Raw genomic sequence first — 12,626 nt, forward strand, 5'->3', positions numbered from 1 at the left:
GGAATTCATCAGCCGGAGTTCATCACCCGGAGTTCATCACGTAGAGCGCGCGTGAACGCTCAAGATGCTTGATCATCGCCTTCTCGGCGCCGTCCGCGTCCTTCTGCTCGATGCGGCCGATGATCTCTTCGTGTTCGGTCAGCGTGAAATTTTCCTTGCCGGTCCAGATCAGCATTTCGGTGTGATATTCCTTCAGCCAGCCAAGCATCGCTTCGCTGACCGCGACATAGATCGGGTTGCCGGATATCGCCGCGATCTGGGTATGAAACTTCATATCGGCGGATATGAAGGCTTCGGAATCGCCGCGAAAGCTCCGCTGTTCGGCAACCGTTGCCCGCAACCGCTGCACGTCCTCGGCGGCGGCCTTTTCGGCGGCTTCCCTGACCATGCCGCGCTCGAAGAAGATGCGCGCGCTCTTGAGGTGCTCCAGCGTGTCCTTCGACGACGACAGGATGATCTTGGCGGCGCCGTCGACCTGCTTGATGATCGACTTGGCGGTCAGCTGAAGCACTTTCGCCCGCTCGCCATGCGAGATCGCGACAAGGCCCATATTGCTCAACGCCTGCATTGCCTCGCGGATCGCCGGCCTGCCGACCGCGAAGCGCTCCATCAGCTCGCGCTCCGACGGCATGTCGTCGCCCGGCTGCAATTCGCCGCTGGTGATCAAGCGCTTCAGTCGCAAAAATACTTCGTCGGAAAGTTTGCGCCGGACGATCGGCTCCGAACGGTTCATCGTCGCGAATCACTCCCTTGATCGGTGTCTGTTTAGCATCGTCATGACGAATCCCGGAATGCTCGGCCGAGCAGGATATCGCTTGCAATACTTATGTACTCATTATACCAGATTTCCAGGATCAGGAAACTTTTTTCGGACTATGATCACCCTCACCTATCGGATCGAAACCCTAGGCAGCATCGAGGCGCTGGCGGCCAAGATCGCCAGCGACCAGTCGACGGGAACCTTCGTCGCGCTGGCCGGCGAGACCGAAGAGCTCAAGGCGCGGGTGGCGGCGCGCGTCCTGGCGATTAGGCATCTGCCGGACGCCGATCGCCCGTCGCTTCCCGAAGCCGGCGACGGGCCCTTCAAGCGCGCGGATGTCGACATCGCATTTCCTCTTGATGCCATCGGCACCGATCTTTCGGCATTGATGACCATCGCCATCGGCGGCGCCTTTTCGATCAAGGGTCTGTCCGGCATCCGCATCGTCGACATGAAGCTGCCTGAGGAATACCGGGGCGCGCACCCGGGTCCGCAATTCGGTGTCGCCGGCAGCAGCCGGCTGACCGGCGTCAGGGATCGCCCGATCATCGGAACGATCGTCAAGCCGGCGCTTGGGCTTCGGCCGCACGAGACGGCGGAGATGGTCGGTGAGTTGATCGCCGCCGGCGTCGATTTCATCAAGGACGACGAGAAGCTGATGAGCCCGGCCTATTCGCCGCTGTCGGAACGGGTGAAAGCGATCATGCCGCTCGTCCTCGACCATGAGCAGAAGACCGGCAAAAAGGTGATGTATGCCTTCGGCATCTCGCATGCCGACCCGGACGAGATGATGCGCAACCACGATATGGTGGCAAAGGCCGGCGGCAATTGCGCGGTGGTCAACATCAATTCCGTCGGCTTCGGCGGCATGGCTTACCTGAGAAAGCGCTCCAGCCTGGTGCTCCATGCCCACCGCAACGGCTGGGACATTCTCACCCGTCACCCCGGCCTCGGCATGGATTTCAAGGTCTGGCAGCAGTTCTGGCGGCTGCTCGGCGTCGATCAGTTCCAGATCAACGGCATCGCTTCGAAATACTGGGAGCCGGACTGGTCCTTCATCAGTTCCTTCGAGGCGGTGACCACGCCGATCTTTTCGCCTGATGATTGCGCGCTGCCGGTCGCCGGCTCCGGCCAATGGGGTGGACAAGCCCCCGAAACCTACCGGCGAACCGGCCGAACGGTCGATCTTCTCTATCTCTGCGGCGGCGGCATCGTCAGCCATCCTGACGGACCGGGTGCCGGCGTGCGCGCCGTGCAGCAAGCCTGGCAGGCGGCCGTCGATGGCATACCGTTGGCGGACTTCGCCCTGAGCCACCCGGAACTGGCGCGGTCGATCGAGAAATTCGGCGACGGCAAAGCGGCCTGACGCCATGCAAAGCCTGCTTCTGAGCTATTATGGCGATGACCTCACCGGCTCGACCGACGTCATGGAGGCGCTCGAGCTCGGCGGCGTGCCGACCGTGCTGTTCATGCGTCAGCCGGACGAGGCCCTGCTTTCGCAGTTCGGGCATTGCCGTGCCATCGGCCTGGCCGGCACCAGCCGCAGCGAGACGCCGCAGTGGATGGACCTGCATCTCAAGCGCGCCTTCGCCTGGCTGAAGCCCCTGAACGCCGAGTTTTGCCACTACAAGGTCTGCTCGACCTTCGATTCCAGCCCGACGATCGGCAGCATCGGCCGGGCCATCGAGATCGGCCGCTCGGTTTTCAGCCAGGACAGCGTGCCGCTGGTGGTCGGCGCGCCGCAGCTCAAGCGCTACACCGCCTTCGGCCATCTGTTCGCGGCCTACCGCGACAAATATTTCCGCATCGATCGCCACCCGGTGATGAGCCGCCACCCGACCACGCCGATGGATGAATCCGACCTGCTGATCCACCTGTCGCGCCAGACGGACCTCACCTCGGGACTGGTCGACCTGGCGACGCTGCAGTCAGCGTCCCGATCGGATGCGTTCGATCGCTTGCTCGCCGATGGCACCAACATCGTGCTTTTGGATATCGCCAGCCTGGAAAGTCAGGCGCTTGCCGGCAAGGAGATATGGCGGGTTCGCCGGCCGGGCGGCACTTTCGTCGTCGGCTCTTCGGGCATCGAATATGCGCTGCTGGCCGAATGGGCCGCCAACCGGACCGTCCGTGCCGAGCCCAGCTTTTCGCCGCCAGGTGCGGCCGACCGGATCGCAGTGGTCTCGGGCAGCTGCTCGCCGACGACGGAACGACAGATCCGGCATGCTTTGACGGACGGTTTCGACGGGGTCGAGGTGGACCCTGTCGAACTGGTTTCCGAAGCCTCCAGCGATGCGATCTCGCGCGCGGCAGCAAGCGGGCGTGCCAGCCTGGAAGCCGGGCGCAGCGTCGTCCTCTACACCGCCCTCGGTCCCGCAGCCGACCGAGGCGCCGAAATCGACCGGCAGGAAGGCGCCCGCCACAAGCTTGGCCGCGGCCTCGGCGAACTTCTTTGCAAGCTGACGATCGAACAAGAATTGCAGCGCGTGGTCATTGCTGGCGGCGATACGTCGAGCCATGCGCTCGGCCAGATGGGCGTCGATGCGCTGACGGTCAGGATGCCGCTGCCCGCCTCGCCGGGCTCGCCGCTTTGCGTCGCCCACTCGCGCGTCAAGGCGATCGACGGACTGGAGATCGCCCTCAAGGGCGGGCAAGTCGGAACCGATCGCTATTTCTGCGCCATCCGCGATGGGCTCGGCGGCTGACAGCAGGCGCGCTGGATTTGCCTGATCTCACGACTTCTTGAACACGGCGCGGTTACCAACGCACGATGCCTGCCCCACATAAGGCGCCGGATGCGCAGCGGCGGGCGGCGTAAAACGCTCAAGCGGGGCTGGATCACGGCTCCGCGAATGAACCAGCGGGATGCCGCGATGTCATTCAGACCATTGCTTGGTGACGGCCGGGTTCGGAGCCAGGAGGAGAAGTCGGAGCCCCTGCAAACCGCGTCATGGGGAAGCTCCTCGATCGTTTTCGATAATCGGCGATGGGCGTGCCGCGAGGCGGAGCTGCGCTGGACAGCCCCTCATCATCTGATCGTGCTGACTGATGAAGGCGGAACCTCCCATACATCTATCCGGCACGAGGCAAAATCGCTCTACGACGGAATGGACCGTCCCGGAGCCCTCACCTTCGTCCCCGCAGGCGCCGAGCGGCAGGGCTTCTATCGCGATGTAGACCTCTCCTACTCAGCCTTGTGGATCGATCCCGATATCAGCCTTCCCGGCTGCGAGCGCCTGAGAGACCTGCCGATCCTGGTGAACAGGAAAGACGTGGTGATCGCCACGCTGCTGAGTTCGCTTCGCGACGAGATGGCACTCGGCCACAAGCCGGACACTGCCTATATCGAGCATCTGGTCGCCCTGGTCAGCCTCCGCGTGGCCACCCTGAACCGGGAGCAACACCCGTCAGTGCGTCACGGCTGTCTCAGCCGTCGCGCGCTTGGTCGAGTTCGGGCTTACATCGATGCCCATATGAATGCCGACGTTTCGCTAAGCGAGTTGGCAGCCGTCGCCGGCATGGCCGTCGACAGTTTTGCACGCCGATTCAAGGCGACGACCGGGCTTGCACCCTATGCCTATGTGATCGAGGAACGCGTGCGGCGAGCCGAGATACTGCTGCGCGAAACGGGTTTGTCGATCGGTAGCATTGCCTTTCGGCTCGGCTTTTCAAGCCAGAGTCACTTCACCACGACGTTCCGGCGTCTCAGGGGCATGACGCCTCGGGCCTATCGAGTGAATTCTTCTCCGGAATCCTGACATTGCCGCCGGTTTCCTGAAAGAAAGCCGCCGCGCGCCTCCCCACCTCCAAGGTCGATGAGTGAAAGAACTGTGACTGGGAGATCATGCATGGCCAAAACAGACACAAGGAGCGGACCGACTCGTCGAACGGTTCTGGAGGGCGGGGTGGCTACCGGCGTGCTTCTGGCTACCGGTATACCGGTATACACGGAGCCGGCCGGCGCCGTTGCGGCGGCCGCATCGCCGACGTCGGCGCCAACGATGCCGATGACCCTGCGGATCAACGCGAAGGATTTTGCCGTCGAGCTCGACCCGCGGACGACGCTGCTCGACGCGCTGCGCAACCATCTCGGCCTCACCGGCTCGAAGAAAGGCTGCGACCACGGCCAGTGCGGCGCATGCACGGTGCTCGTCGTTGGGCGCCGGATCAATTCCTGCCTGACGCTTGCCGCAATGCATGAAGGCGACGAGATCACCACGGTCGAGGGCCTGGCCGAGGGCGACCGGCTGCATCCGGTGCAGGCCGCCTTCGTTGCCCGCGACGGCTTCCAGTGCGGTTACTGCACACCGGGCCAGATCTGCTCCGCGGTCGCTATGCTTGGCGAGGCCAGGGCCGGCTGGCCGAGCCATGCGAGCGCCGACGTGGCAGCGGCTTCCGTCGCTCTCACCGATGCCGAGATCCGCGAGCGGATGAGCGGCAACATCTGCCGTTGTGCCGCTTATCCGAACATCGTCGCTGCAATCCGCGACGCGGCAGAGGGGGCGTGAGCAATGCAGTCCTTCACCTATGAACGTGCGGCAAGTGCCGAGCAGGCAGGCGCCGCGGTCGCGGCGCGGCCGGACGCCAAGTTCATCAGCGGCGGCACCAACCTGCTCGACCTGATGAAGCTCGAGATCGAGCGCCCAGCGCATCTCGTCGACATCAGCCGGCTGCCGCTCGATCGGATCGAGGAGACGGCGGCAGGCGGGCTTCGGGTCGGCGCCCAGGTCCGCAACAGCGATCTTGCCGCCGATCCGCGGGTGAGATCGCGCTATCCGATGCTCACGCAAGCGCTGCTGGCGGGAGCGTCCGGACAGATACGCAACAAGGCCTCGACCAGCGGCAATCTCCTGCAGCGCACGCGCTGCCCCTATTTTTACGACCGCAACATGCCTTGCAACAAGCGCGAGCCTGGTTCGGGTTGCGCGGCGCTGCAGGGCTTCAATCGCATGCACGCCGTACTCGGCGCCAGCCAAGCCTGCATCGCGGTCCACCCCTCCGACATGGCGGTCGCCATGGCCGGGCTAGACGCCAGCGTCGAGACCATATCGCCCGGCGGCGAGACCCGCACGATGCCGATCGGCGATCTCCATCGCTTGCCCGAGGCGACGCCGCATGTCGAGACCGTGCTCGGCCACGGCGAGATGATCGCTGCGGTCACCCTGCCGCCGCCGCCGCCCGGCCGGCAGGTTTACCGCAAGGTGCGCGACCGTGCCTCCTACGCCTTCGCGCTGGTGTCGGTGGCGGCAATCGTCGAGAAAAGCGGCGATCGTATCCGAAGCGCTCGAATCGCCCTTGGCGGCGTGGCAGCCAAGCCCTGGCGCGCGACTGAGGCGGAGCACATGCTCGCAGGAGCGGCGGCGTCCGACGGCGCCTTTACCGATGCGGCCGAAGCCGCGCTCGCCGGAGCCGTCGGGCACGGCGGCAATGATTTCAAGATCCCGCTGGCGAAACGGACGATGCGGCACACGCTCGCTGCTGCCGTCGAAAGTGCGTGAGGTGACACGATGACAGAGACGAAGACCCGCGAGAACCGTCCTTCCAAAACACGCAGCGGCGTCATCGGGCGCCCGATCGACCGCATCGACGGTCCGCTCAAGGTGACAGGCGGTGCCACCTACGCCTACGAGAATGCACTGGATGGTACAGCCTATGGCTATATTCTCGGCGCCGCCGTCGCCAAGGGGCGCATCGCCGAGATCGACACGGCCGAAGCGGAACGGGCGCCGGCAGTGCTGCTGGTCATGACGCACCGGAATGCGCCGGCCCAGCCGGATTTCGGCCCAGCGGTCACGCCGACCGTGCCGGAGGTCTTCACGCGCGCCCGGCCCGCGCTCAACAGCGAGCGGGTGCGGTATTACGACGAGCCCGTCGCGCTCGTCGTTGCGGAGACGTTCGAGGCGGCACGCGCTGCTGCGGGCCTCATCAAAGTGCGCTACGACGAGGAGCCGGGCCTCTACGATTTACCGGGACATATGGCCGACGCCTACGCACCAAAGCGGACCAATGCCGGCTTCGAGACCGACAGCGTGATCGGCGACTTCGAGGGCGCCTTTGCTGCGGCTCCGGTCAAGATCGATGCTACCTACCGGACCCCCTTCGAACATCACAATCCGATGGAGCCCCACGCGACGCTCGCCGCCTGGTCAGGCAACGAGTTGACGATCCATACATCGGCGCAAACCCTGGCGAATTTCCGGGCGGGGGTCGCCAGTACGCTTGGCATCCCGCCCGAGCGCGTGCGCATCGTGAGCCCGTTCATCGGCGGCGGCTTCGGCTCCAAGCTGATTGCCCATGCCGATACGATCCTGGCCGCGCTTGCTGCGCAGGTCCTGCAGCGTCCCGTCAAGATCGCGCTGACGCGACAACAGATGTTCGCCAATGCCGGTCATCGCGCAGAGATGATCCAACAGGTACGTCTCGGCGCGGACACCGACGGGCGGCTCACCGGGATCGCGCACGACGTCTGGTCGGCAACGTCCAGCTTCGAGGAGTACTGCGAGCAAACGGCAGTTTTTGCCCGCTCGCTCTATGCGGCGCCGAACCGTGTCACCCGCCATCGCCTGGTTCCGCTGGATATCAACCGCGGCGAATGGATGCGCTCGCCCGGCGAAGCGCCCGGCATGCTGGCCTTCGAATGCGCTATGGATGAACTCGCCGAGCGGCTCGGACTGGACCCGATCGAGCTCAGGATCCGCAATGAACCGGCACAGGATCCCGAGCGCGGCGTGCCGTTCTCCACCCGCAACCTCGTCGCCTGCATGAAGGAAGGCGCCCGCCGTTTCGGTTGGGAGCGGAGAAACCCGACGCCGGGCCGCGCCCGAGAGGGCCGCAAGCTCATCGGCTGCGGCATGGCGGCGGCGATCCGTCCGAACTACATCGGCGCGGCAACGGCGCGGGTCGCGATCGACCGCGACGGTCGGGTGACAGCGCGGCTCGACATGACCGATATCGGGACCGGCACTTATACGATCCTGACCCAGATCGCCGCGGACAGCCTCGGCTTGCCGATCTCGTCGATCAAAGTGGAGCTTGGCGACAGCCGTTTCCCGCGGACCGCCGGCTCCGGCGGGTCCTGGGGCGCGGCAAGCGCAGGGTCGGCGCTGTATAACGCCTGCAACGCCCTCAAGGAACGGATTTTGGAGGCGGCGCAGTCGAGCGAAGCCTCGCCATTGCGCGGCGCCAATGCCACCGAGGCGAGCTTTGCCGACGGCGAGGTCAGCGTCGGCCAGCGTTCGGCAAGCCTGGCCGACCTCGTCCGACGGATCGCTCCCGGAGGGTTCGAGGCCGAGGGTTCCGTGGCCGCCGGCGCTGCCACCCAGTCATACAAGGCTTACTCGCAGCATTCCAATGGCGCGCATTTCGCCGAGGTCGCCGTCGATTGCGATACCGGTGAGATCCGCATGCGCCGGATGCTGGCGGTGATGGGCGCTGGCCGTATCCTCAACCCCAAGACCGCGCGCTCGCAAATCATCGGCGGCATGACTTGGGGAATCGGTGCGGCGCTGATGGAGCAGACAGTGCTCGACCGGCGCTACGGCCACTTCGTCAATCACGATCTTGCCGAGTATCACGTCCCGATCAACGGCGACGTCCCCGAGATGGAGGTGGTCTTCCTCGAGGAACATGACGACAAGGCCAATCCATTCGGCGCGAAGGGGATCGGTGAACTCGGCGTCTGCGGTGCGGGGGCAGCTGTCGCCAACGCCATCTACAACGCGACCGGCGTGCGGGTGCGTGACTTTCCCATCACCCTGGACAAGCTGCTGCCTGCCTTGCCGGTGATCGCCATTTGACGCGGCAAGTTGTCAGTTCCTGCCACCGCATCTTCTTCGAGCACTTCAAGGTCAAGGGCAAAGAGGCAGCCAATCCCTGCGTGCAGGTCCTGGCCGCGCCGGAACATATTGCCGCGTGAAATGTCCGTCCCGGGTGGAAATTCCGGTAACACGCTGTACTATCTGCGAAATTGCCGAAATCGGGAGGCTGCCGGTGCAGACCAAGAAGATCATCAACGACGGCAACCGCACTGTCGACGAGATGCTGGATGGCATTCTGGCCGCGCATCCCCGCCACCTCAAAAGCGCGGAGGGCAGCCCACGCTCGATTATCGCCCGCGATGGGCCTCGCCAGGGCAAGGTCGGCCTCGTCATCGGCGGCGGCTCCGGCCACGAGCCGACATTCCTCGGCTTCGTCGGCAAGGGGCTGGCCGACGCGGCGGCAATAGGCAACGTCTTTGCGTCGCCGCCGCCGGACCCGATCCTCGGATGCGCCAAGGCGGCCAGCGGCGGCGCCGGCGTGCTGTTCATGTACGGCAACTATGCCGGCGACGTGATGAACTTCGACATGGCCGCAGAGATGGCGGCGATGGATGACATCGAGGTGCGCACCGTGCTGACCACCGACGACGTGGCATCGGCGCCGCGTGACCAGAGGCAAAAGCGGCGCGGCGTTGCCGGCAATTTCTTCATCTTCAAGGCCGCTGGTGCCGCCTGCGACCGGATGCTGTCATTCGATGAGTGCGAGCGCATCGCCAGGAAGGCCAACGATCACACCTTCACCATGGGCGTGGCGCTGTCGCCCTGCTCGCTGCCGCAGACCCGCCGGCCGAATTTCGAAATCGGGCCGGACGAGATGGAGATCGGCATGGGCATTCATGGCGAGCCAGGCATCGCACGCGGAAAACTGAAAACAGCCGACGAGATCACCGACGAGATGCTGGACAAGATCTTCGCCGAGATGGCGCCGGCGCGTGGCGACAAAGTCGCCGTGCTCGTCAATTCGCTCGGCTCGACGCCGCTGATGGAGCTCTACATCATGAACCGGCGCGTCAAGCAGCGGCTCGATGACATCGGCGTGTCAGTTCACGCGACCTGGGTCGGCAATTATTGCACCTCGCTCGAAATGGCCGGCGCCTCGGTGACGCTGATGCATCTCGACGCCGAATTGCAGACGATGCTCGATCATCCTTGCGACTGCGCCATGTTCCGCGCCGGCTGAAGGCGCATCCATGACATCCATCGACGCAGCCGATCTGAAAAGAATGTTCGATGCGATCGCGGTGGCGATCGAAGCCGACAAGGACAGGCTCTGTCAGCTCGACGGCGTCATTGGCGACGCCGACCACGGCATCGCCATGGCGCTCGGCTTTGGCGCGGTGCGCGATGCGCTGGCGCCGCTGGAGCTTTCGGCGACCGAGCCGACTGTTCTCCTCAACACTGCGGCGAAGTCATTCCTTAACGCCGTCGGCGCCTCGTCGGGCCCGCTCTACGCGACGGCCTTCATGCGTGGCGCGGCTGCCGTCAAGGGCAAGGCGACCTTGGCGGGCGCCGATTTCATCGCCCTGTTGCAGGCGATGGCGCAAGGCATCCAGGATCGCGGCAAGGCGGAGATCGGCGAGAAGACGATGGTCGACGCCTGGCTGCCAGCGGCGCAAGCCGCGGCCGCTGCCCATGCCTCAGGCAAAACTGTGTCCGAAAGCCTGGCAGCCGCCCTTCAAGCAGCCGAACGGGGCGCCGAGGCGACCAAGGATATGATCGCCGCGAAGGGCCGCTCCTCGCGGCTGGGCGAGCGATCGCTCGGACACATCGATCCCGGCGCGGCGTCGGCGGTTACCGTTATCGGCGCGATGCGAAAAAGCCTGGGTTAGCCCAGCTTCGCCGCGTCGAGCCTGTCGATCGCCTGGACATTGCCGGCCGATGGCCCGTTTTCGTCGAACTCCGATGCGAGCCAGGCATCGACGATCGACTTGGCCAGTTCCGGGCCGATGACGCGGGCGCCCATGGTGATGATCTGGGCATTGTTGGATTTGGCCGCGCGCTCCGCCGAATAGGTGTCGTGGGTGAGTGCGGCGCGAATGCCGGGCACCTTGTTTGCGGAGATGGAAACGCCGATGCCGGTGCCGCAAAACAGGATGCCGCGATCGTTCTCGCCGTCAAGGATGGTCTGGGCGAGCTTCTGCGAGAGGTCGGCATAGTAGCCGGCCTGGCTGAGGTCGCTGACGGTGAGGCCGGGTTTGGTGGCCAGGTGAGCGGCAATGACGTCGAGCAGCGGCTTGCCGGCGCTGTCGGCCCCAATGGCAATTTTCATTTTTTTTGTCCTTTCCTGTTCGATTGCTTCAGATCGCCGCCGAGGCGCGTTCGAGGATGTCGATATAGCCTTCCGCCTGCCAGGCGGAGCGGCCGATGAACAGCCCGTCGATATGAGGCTGGCCGATCAGCTCGGCGGCATTTTGCGGATTGACGCTGCCGCCATAAAGCACCGGCGGTATGGCCGGCAGAAGATCGCCGGCGATCTTCTTGATCAGCGCCTGCTGCCTGTCGGCGTAGTCGGCACTTGCCGGAATGCCCTTGTCGCCGATCGCCCAGACCGGTTCGTAAGCAAACAGGATCGTCGCCGCCTTTGCCTGGCCTTCGAGGTATTGCAGCGCGCCGCGCACCTGCAAGGCCAGCACCGCATCGGCCTGGCTGCTGTTGCGTTGCGCCAATGTCTCGCCGACGCAAATGAGCGGCACCAACCCGTGCTTCACCGCCGCTGCGGTCTTGAGACCAACCGTATTGTCGGTCTCGCCGAAATGCTCGCGCCGTTCGCTATGGCCGAGCTCGACGAGGTCGAGCCCGCAATCCGTCAGCATCACCGGCGAGATCTCGCCGGTCCAGGCGCCGGCGTCGGCCCAGTGCATGTTCTGGGCACCGACCTTGATCCGCGTCGATGCCAGCGCTTTCTTGACCTCGCGGACCGCCGTGAAGGGCAGGATGACGAAGGGCTGGATACGATCGTCGAAACCCGGGACGAACCCAGCCAGCGCCCTGGCAAAGTCAGTCGCTTCCGCAAGCGTCTTGTTCATTTTCCAGCTTGTGCCGACCCAATAAGCCACGCGTCCTCCTTCTAGAGCCTGTTCCATCCTGCGAGGCGGGATGGGGCTCTATCTTCTTCTTTGACCATGATCTTTTTCCGAAAACCGGTTCCCACTTTTCGGGATCATGGTCTAGTCCTTCTCGACCAGTGTTAGCGAGACACCGGCGCCATCCAGCGCCTCGCGCATCTGCGGTCCCAGTTCTCGACCGGTGAAGACGGCGTCGAACGCCTTGAGATCGGTCAGGAAATGCAGGGCCGTGCGGCCGAACTTGCCGTGATCGACCAGCAGATATTTGCGGGCGGCCGCGGCCATCATCAACCGCTTGGTATGGACCACTTCCTGGTCCTGGTGGAAGGCGGAAACGCCGTGGATGGCGGACGACGACAGGAAGGCGACATCGGCGCGCAACGATCTCAGCGTGTCCTCGGCAAGCAGGCCGAAGAAACCGTGGAATTTCTTGCTGTACTGGCCGCCGAGCGCGATCAGGGTGATGCCGGCAACGCCGGCCAGATCCTGTATCACGGCCAGATTGTTGGAGATCACCGTCAGCGGGCGCAGATCCGCAAGGTGGCGCGCAATGCCGCCCGCCGTCGAGCCGTCGTCGATGATCACCGTTTGGCCCGGTTCGATGACAGACACGGCGGCAACCGCCAAGCGCTGCTTCTCCTCGGCGGCCTGCTTCTGACGGTAGCGGAAATCACTTTCGAACAGGCCGCTCGGCTGGATCGAGGCGCCGCCGCGTATCTTGCGCAGGAAGCCGCTTTCCTCGAGCTCGTCGAGGTCGCGATGGACCGTCATCTTCGACACGCCGAAGCGCGAGGCAAGGTCATCGACACTGGCCGTGCCGGTGTCCATCAAAAAATCCATGATGCCTTGCCGCCGGCCGTCGCTCTTCATCGTCCAGATTGTCCAGCCTGTTTCCTGATCCCGGTCCGCTGCGAATCCGCGGTGGCGGAAACGGCGAGCCAAAGCCATTATAACAGAGGAAATCGCATAGTCACCCAATCTTTT

The 12,626-nt window shown here is 64.5% G+C and carries 12 protein-coding genes and 1 pseudogene; 9 read left to right on the plus strand and 4 right to left on the minus strand.

Annotation, left to right across the window (positions count from 1 at the left end):
* Positions 1–22 precede the first annotated feature (22 nt).
* Entirely contained in the window at positions 23–733 is a 711-nt protein-coding gene (locus tag BQ8794_RS26375) for a transcriptional regulator NanR (RefSeq protein ID WP_077381491.1), read from the minus strand.
* Between the two features lie 142 nt (positions 734–875).
* Here BQ8794_RS26375 and oiaX point away from each other — a divergent pair, with 142 nt between their 5' ends.
* The 9 genes and pseudogenes from oiaX to dhaL all read left to right on the plus strand — a co-directional run bounded on the left by oiaX (position 876) and on the right by dhaL (position 10,406).
* The gene (gene oiaX / locus BQ8794_RS26380; RefSeq protein WP_077381492.1) at positions 876–2,126 is read left to right on the plus strand and encodes a 3-oxo-isoapionate-4-phosphate decarboxylase OiaX; all 1,251 of its coding nucleotides are present in this window, start codon (positions 876–878) and stop codon (positions 2,124–2,126) included.
* Between the two features lie 4 nt (positions 2,127–2,130).
* Complete coding sequence (locus BQ8794_RS26385) at positions 2,131–3,465, plus strand: four-carbon acid sugar kinase family protein (RefSeq protein ID WP_077381493.1); 1,335 nt, start codon at positions 2,131–2,133, stop codon at positions 3,463–3,465.
* Positions 3,466–3,633: 168 nt separating this feature from the next.
* On the plus strand, positions 3,634–4,518 hold the full coding sequence (locus BQ8794_RS26390; protein WP_077381708.1) for a helix-turn-helix domain-containing protein: 885 nt from the start codon (positions 3,634–3,636) through the stop codon (positions 4,516–4,518).
* Between the two features lie 90 nt (positions 4,519–4,608).
* Entirely contained in the window at positions 4,609–5,268 is a 660-nt protein-coding gene (locus BQ8794_RS26395; protein WP_077381494.1) for a 2Fe-2S iron-sulfur cluster-binding protein, read from the plus strand.
* A 3-nt stretch (positions 5,269–5,271) separates the two neighbouring features.
* Positions 5,272–6,258: an FAD binding domain-containing protein gene (locus BQ8794_RS26400; RefSeq protein WP_077381495.1), complete on the plus strand. Its 987-nt coding sequence runs from the start codon at positions 5,272–5,274 to the stop codon at positions 6,256–6,258.
* Between the two features lie 9 nt (positions 6,259–6,267).
* Positions 6,268–8,556 carry a xanthine dehydrogenase family protein molybdopterin-binding subunit gene (locus BQ8794_RS26405; RefSeq protein ID WP_077381496.1) on the plus strand — a complete coding sequence of 763 codons (2,289 nt, stop codon included), beginning with the start codon at positions 6,268–6,270 and terminating at the stop codon, positions 8,554–8,556.
* Between the two features lie 23 nt (positions 8,557–8,579).
* A pseudogene (locus BQ8794_RS26410) lies at positions 8,580–8,675 on the plus strand (6,7-dimethyl-8-ribityllumazine synthase); the annotation flags it as partial.
* A gap of 74 nt (positions 8,676–8,749) precedes the next feature.
* The gene (locus BQ8794_RS26415; RefSeq protein WP_077381497.1) at positions 8,750–9,757 is read left to right on the plus strand and encodes a dihydroxyacetone kinase subunit DhaK; all 1,008 of its coding nucleotides are present in this window, start codon (positions 8,750–8,752) and stop codon (positions 9,755–9,757) included.
* A gap of 10 nt (positions 9,758–9,767) precedes the next feature.
* Complete coding sequence (dhaL, locus tag BQ8794_RS26420; protein ID WP_077381498.1) at positions 9,768–10,406, plus strand: dihydroxyacetone kinase subunit DhaL; 639 nt, start codon at positions 9,768–9,770, stop codon at positions 10,404–10,406.
* Here dhaL and derI read toward each other — a convergent pair.
* The 3 genes from derI to BQ8794_RS26435 form a co-directional block, all read right to left on the minus strand.
* Entirely contained in the window at positions 10,403–10,846 is a 444-nt protein-coding gene (derI, locus tag BQ8794_RS26425; protein ID WP_077381499.1) for a D-erythrulose-4-phosphate isomerase, read from the minus strand. The two genes, dhaL and derI, sit on opposite strands and share 4 nt — an antisense overlap.
* Positions 10,847–10,874: 28 nt before the next feature.
* Complete coding sequence (locus BQ8794_RS26430; RefSeq protein ID WP_077381500.1) at positions 10,875–11,660, minus strand: triose-phosphate isomerase; 786 nt, start codon at positions 11,658–11,660, stop codon at positions 10,875–10,877.
* Between the two features lie 84 nt (positions 11,661–11,744).
* Positions 11,745–12,512 carry a DeoR/GlpR family DNA-binding transcription regulator gene (locus tag BQ8794_RS26435; RefSeq protein WP_077381709.1) on the minus strand — a complete coding sequence of 256 codons (768 nt, stop codon included), beginning with the start codon at positions 12,510–12,512 and terminating at the stop codon, positions 11,745–11,747.
* Between the last annotated feature and the right edge of the window lie 114 nt (positions 12,513–12,626).

The sequence above is a fragment of the Mesorhizobium prunaredense genome (assembly GCF_900156895.1).
GTDB classification, from domain to species: domain Bacteria; phylum Pseudomonadota; class Alphaproteobacteria; order Rhizobiales; family Rhizobiaceae; genus Mesorhizobium; species Mesorhizobium prunaredense.

What these genes read in the sequence shown, in the direction of transcription:
- BQ8794_RS26435 (WP_077381709.1), bottom strand. Translation starts at nt 12,512, where the DNA reads ATGAAGAGCGACGGCCGGCGGCAAGGCATCATGGATTTTTTGATGGAC.
- BQ8794_RS26400 (WP_077381495.1), top strand. Translation starts at nt 5,272, where the DNA reads ATGCAGTCCTTCACCTATGAACGTGCGGCAAGTGCCGAGCAGGCAGGC.
- BQ8794_RS26395 (WP_077381494.1), top strand. Translation starts at nt 4,609, where the DNA reads ATGGCCAAAACAGACACAAGGAGCGGACCGACTCGTCGAACGGTTCTG.
- dhaL (WP_077381498.1), top strand. Translation starts at nt 9,768, where the DNA reads ATGACATCCATCGACGCAGCCGATCTGAAAAGAATGTTCGATGCGATC.
- derI (WP_077381499.1), bottom strand. Translation starts at nt 10,846, where the DNA reads ATGAAAATTGCCATTGGGGCCGACAGCGCCGGCAAGCCGCTGCTCGAC.
- BQ8794_RS26405 (WP_077381496.1), top strand. Translation starts at nt 6,268, where the DNA reads ATGACAGAGACGAAGACCCGCGAGAACCGTCCTTCCAAAACACGCAGC.
- BQ8794_RS26430 (WP_077381500.1), bottom strand. Translation starts at nt 11,660, where the DNA reads ATGGAACAGGCTCTAGAAGGAGGACGCGTGGCTTATTGGGTCGGCACA.
- oiaX (WP_077381492.1), top strand. Translation starts at nt 876, where the DNA reads ATGATCACCCTCACCTATCGGATCGAAACCCTAGGCAGCATCGAGGCG.
- BQ8794_RS26375 (WP_077381491.1), bottom strand. Translation starts at nt 733, where the DNA reads ATGAACCGTTCGGAGCCGATCGTCCGGCGCAAACTTTCCGACGAAGTA.
- BQ8794_RS26390 (WP_077381708.1), top strand. Translation starts at nt 3,634, where the DNA reads ATGTCATTCAGACCATTGCTTGGTGACGGCCGGGTTCGGAGCCAGGAG.
- BQ8794_RS26385 (WP_077381493.1), top strand. Translation starts at nt 2,131, where the DNA reads ATGCAAAGCCTGCTTCTGAGCTATTATGGCGATGACCTCACCGGCTCG.